The organism is Candidatus Streptomyces philanthi, assembly GCF_059553635.1.
Genome location: NZ_JCANQV010000391.1, coordinates 1 through 4,418, shown reverse-complemented (window position 1 = coordinate 4,418; position 4,418 = coordinate 1). Strand labels below are relative to the sequence as shown.

The window sequence follows — 4,418 nt, the reverse complement described above, 5'->3', positions numbered from 1 at the left end:
GCCCGCGGCGGTGACCGGCGCCAGGTCGAGGCCCTCGTCCAGCCCGTCCCCCTCGGTGATCGCCGCCAGCCGGGCCGCGGTGTCCATGAACGCGGGGTCGATGCGGTGCACCGCGCGGTAGAGGGGGAGCGCGGCGGCGGTGCGGCCGATGCCCTCGTGGGCGCGGGCCAGCCAGTAGCGCAGCTCCTTGCGCTGCGGCTGCTCGCTGCGGCAGCGCATCAGCGCGGCGGACAGCAGCGGCTCGGCCTGCCCGTACATCTCCAGCCGCACCCGCGCCATCCCGCCGAACAGCCCGGCCTCGATGCCCAGCAGCGGGTCGTCCAGCAGCGGCTCGCAGTGCCGCAGCAGCTGCTCCCAGTCCTTGACCAGGTAGCCGCGGCAGGCGTGCAGGAAGCGGACCTGCGGATCGGTGTCCACCGGCGGGCAGCCCGCCAGCGCCTGGTCGAGTTCGCCGATGTGGCGGCCGTCGAGCCAGTGGGAGGCGTACGCGAGCTGGAGGTCGCGGCCGCTCTCCAGCACCGGCTGCACCCACCAGCCCAGCCAGTACCAGGAGTTGAGGACGCGTCCGTAGCGGGCGCGCGTCTCGCCGAAACGGTCGCGGTGGCGGTGCATCCGCAGCAGCGCGGTGGCGGTGTCGGCGCGCAGCGCGTGCAGCCCCAGCCAGGCGTCCGCCATCGCCGGGTCCGTGCGCACCGCGGCCCGGAACTCCTCCTCGGCCTGCGGGTAGGCGCCGACGGTGTAGGCGTCCATGCCGCGCAGCCAGGCGAGTTCGGCCGGGGCGGGCGGCGAGCCCTGTGTGCCTCGATCCATCGCGTGTCCCCCCACGAAGTGCCCCGTGCCGCCGGGCGGGCACCCGAGGGCCGCGAACCGGTCCGGTACGGGCGTAAGTTGCCGCCGCCGCGCGTCGCCGGCCGGTGTGTCCTCCGGTGGCACCGTCTCGCATGGTACCTGCGGCGACACCGCGGACCGTAGAGGGCGGAGGCGGTGCCCTGCGGCGTGAAGACTGCGGTGACCCAGGGTGAGGGAAGCGGGGTGGCAACCGCGGCGAATGGAGGAAGCGGACAGGACGAAGCCCCCGATCACGGGGGAACAACCGGGGGCTTCGCGTCTGCGGGCGGTCCGTCCGAACCGCACATTGAGAACGTAAGTCCTGTACGCCCCCCAGGTCAAGCCGAGTTGGGGCACTCGGCGGGAGCCTGTCGGCCGTCACCCGTACGGCGCAGGAATTCGGCTACCGAGCGTGAGAACAAGGGGAGTTCAGGGGGCGCCGGAAGGCCCCACCCGTACGTCGTACCCCATCGGCACCTGATGTACCAGGAGATGGGCGTACGGGCGGGACGGGTCCGCCGCGAAGTGCGCACGCTCCGCCGGAATCCAGCCATCCCAGAAGGTGGTGAGGTCCGGCCCGTCCCGGCGCCGGCCCCGCTCCCACGAGGACGCGTCGGGCAGCTCCATCCACAGCAGGCACGCCAGAGACGGCCGCAGGGCCCGGCGGCCCGCCCCCACGCCCTCGACCAGTACCACGGGCTCCGGCGCCAGCTCCCGCGCCGCGCCGAACTCCCCGCGCACCCAGTCGTACACCGCGTACCGCGCGCACGCCCCCCGCGACAGCGGCTCCAGCACCTGCTCCCGGAACCTCCCGTCCCAGGCGAACAGCTCCTCGTGCGTGGCGAGATCATCGGTGTGCACCACCGGAGCCCCGCCCAGCGCCGCCGCCAGACGCGCCGTGAACGTGCTCTTGCCCGACCCCGCGTGCCCGTCCACCGCGACCAGCCGCACCGGCCCGCAGGACGGCGGCAGCGCGGCGATACGGGCGGCGAGCGGGGCGAGGACGTCGGTCACCGCGTCAGCCTACGCCAGTGGTCCACACCAATATTGGCGAGGCGACGCGTGTCGAACCGCTGGCCGAATCCGGTCGCGCCCGTGATAGTTGATCCGTTGTCACTGTTCCCGCTCCTGCCGTTCCCGCCACCGTCGCCACCGCCGCGCTCCGCGTTCACCCCGGCCCCGCGCCGGTACGCGGGAGCGGTCACCGGCCCGGCGGCGGACACCGCACCCGACTGGGGGTTCCCGATGAGCAGATCAGCGCCCCGGCGTACCGTCCTGGCCGCCGCACTCGCCGCCGCGGCGGGCGCCGCCGCCCCCTCGGCGTTCGCCGCCACCCCTTCCGCCGTCCGCCCGGGCCCCGCCGCCCGCCGACCGAAGAGCCTCGTGGACCGACACGCCTGGACCACCGCCGACGACTGGACCCAGGGACGCGCCGACGGCACCCGCGTCGTGCACGGCACCCGCCCCGGCATCCGCATCTCCGCCCCCGCCGGCGCCGCCGAGTACCACGACCCCCACACCGGCCGCACCGCCCTGTGGGAGTACGCCACCTGGACCGGCCCCCTGCACGCCCCGGCCGCCCCCGCCGGCGAGATCATCGCCTCCTGGAACGCCCGCACCCCCACCGGCACCTGGATCACCGTCGAACTCCGCGGCCGCTACCCCGACGGCACCCTCACCCCCTGGTACGTCATGGGCCACTGGACCTCGGGCGACTCCGAGGCCGACATCCGCCGCACCTCCGTCGACGGCCAGAGCGACGGCCGCACCAGCGTCTCCACGGACACCCTCGCCGTCGACGACCTGGCGTCCGGCCTGCGCCTGACCGCCTACCAGCTCCGCCTCACCCTGCGCCGCACCCCCGGCAGCGCCCTGAGCCCCACCGTCTGGCGGCTGGGCGCCATGGCCTCCGACATCCCCGACCGCTTCGAGGTCCCCGCCTCCCGCCCCGGCGTCGCCGCGGGCCACGAACTGCCCGTACCGCGCTACTCCCAGGAGATCCACAAGGGCGAGTACCCGGAGTACGACAACGGGGGAGAGGCGTGGTGCAGCCCGACCTCCTCCCAGATGATCATCGAGTACTGGGGCCGCAGACCCACCCCCGAGGACCTCTCCTGGGTCGACCCGTCCTACGCCGACCCCCAGGTCTGCCACGCCGCCCGCCGCACCTACGACAGCCAGTACAAGGGCTGCGGCAACTGGCCGTTCAACGCCGCCTACGCCGCCACCTACCCCGACCTCCAGGGCATCGTCACCCGCCTCGAATCCCTCACCGACATCGAACACCTCGTCCGCGCCGGCATCCCCGTCATCACCTCCCAGTCCTTCATCAAGTCCGAACTCGACGGCGCCGGCTACGGCACCGCCGGCCACCTCATGACCGTCATCGGCTTCACCCCCACCGGCGACGTCATCGCCAACGACCCCGCCTCCCCCGACGACCCCTCCGTCCGCCGCGTCTACCCCCGCCGCCAGTTCGAGAACATTTGGCTGCGGACGAAGCGACACGATGCGAACGGCCAGGTCAGAGGCGGTTCCGGAGGCGTCTGCTACCTCTATTTCCCGGTGAAGCCGGCACCGGGTCAGCACCGCGCCCTGCGCGCCCTCGGAATCCGGTAGCGGGTCAGGCCGCGAGGCCGACCGCCAGCTCCTCGGGGAGACAGCTCCGGAAGGTGGTCACCACGACCTGACGGCAGCGCTCCCGGCCGTCCTGAGTGAGATGCCCGTACCGATCGACCGTGACCTTGATGGACCGGTGTCCGAGCCATCGGGACACCTCATGAAGGGAGACCCCGTTCGTCAGGGTCACGGTCGCCCATTTGTGGCGGAGATCGTGGGGTGTGCAGGAACAGAGCATCAGGTGCGGCAGGACGTGAAGCCGCAGAATCCCGTTCGTACGACTCACAGGTGCCATAGGCGTCGGCGTGATACCCATGTCGGCGGGCATGCAGCAGCGCGGCACGGAGGGGGCTCCTGCGCAGCGCCGAGCTGTGAAGGTGCTGACGCTGATTCCGGTTCTGTAGCCGAGAGGCGTACGGACGGATTGCGGCCGCGAGGGTTCGGGGAGCGGGCGTCGTCGGCGGCTCGCCGGCCAACAAAATAGTGCCCTTGCTCTCTTGGTCCTTGAGAGGGGCATGCCGTGGGCCCTTCAGCCCATCACGCTGAGGAATATTTCTACCGTTAGCGAGGTCGCCCGTGGTCCTCGTTCCCGTCATCGCGCTTGCGCTCTGGGTGGGATGGACGCTCCTGGCATGTGTGAAACCGAAGAAACCTCTTACGGCGGTTTCGGTCTCCACTGCAGTGCTGGTCTTGAGCATGGCTGCGACAGTTGGGGGATTCCTCTCCAATCCCTCGGCCGGAAAAAACATCCTGTTGCTTGTGATGCCGGGTGTCATATGTGCCGCACTGCGTTCGGGCCAGGCCCCGGCCATTGGACTCATCACTTGCAGTGATCGGCGCGGCGTGGCGATCGTCCTCAGAGACGATCGAGGGCCGTGACACGGTCGGGTGAGTGCCGACGTGCCCCGGCCGGCTGCGAGTGTGGTGCGGCTGGCCGGGGCCCGGGGTGTCAGAGGTTGTCGGCGAGTTCG

General features: G+C 71.9%; 4 protein-coding genes. 1 reads left to right on the top strand and 3 read right to left on the bottom strand.

Translation table 11 applies throughout. The features are described from left to right. Both AC51EU_RS27545 and AC51EU_RS27540 read right to left on the bottom strand, forming a co-directional pair. A partial coding sequence (locus AC51EU_RS27545; protein ID WP_496269795.1) for a tetratricopeptide repeat protein occupies positions 1 to 810 on the bottom strand: 810 nt, incomplete at its 3' end. Positions 811 to 1,257: 447 nt separating this feature from the next. After that, the gene (locus tag AC51EU_RS27540) at positions 1,258 to 1,842 is read right to left on the bottom strand and encodes a uridine kinase family protein (RefSeq protein ID WP_496269794.1); all 585 of its coding nucleotides are present in this window, start codon (positions 1,840 to 1,842) and stop codon (positions 1,258 to 1,260) included. Between the two features lie 231 nt (positions 1,843 to 2,073). On the opposite strand from AC51EU_RS27540, the gene AC51EU_RS27535 reads away from it, so the two are divergent. After that, positions 2,074 to 3,447: a C39 family peptidase gene (locus AC51EU_RS27535; protein WP_496269797.1), complete on the top strand. Its 1,374-nt coding sequence runs from the start codon at positions 2,074 to 2,076 to the stop codon at positions 3,445 to 3,447. 4 nt (positions 3,448 to 3,451) lie between these two features. Here AC51EU_RS27535 and AC51EU_RS27530 read toward each other — a convergent pair whose 3' ends face one another. Next, complete coding sequence (locus tag AC51EU_RS27530) at positions 3,452 to 3,685, bottom strand: tyrosine-type recombinase/integrase (RefSeq protein WP_496269796.1); 234 nt, start codon at positions 3,683 to 3,685, stop codon at positions 3,452 to 3,454. Positions 3,686 to 4,418 lie beyond the last annotated feature (733 nt).

Excerpts from the sequence above, each read along its gene's own strand:
- AC51EU_RS27535 (WP_496269797.1), top strand. The coding sequence starts at position 2,074 with ATGAGCAGATCAGCGCCCCGGCGTACCGTCCTGGCCGCCGCACTCGCC.
- AC51EU_RS27530 (WP_496269796.1), bottom strand. The coding sequence starts at position 3,685 with ATGCTCTGTTCCTGCACACCCCACGATCTCCGCCACAAATGGGCGACC.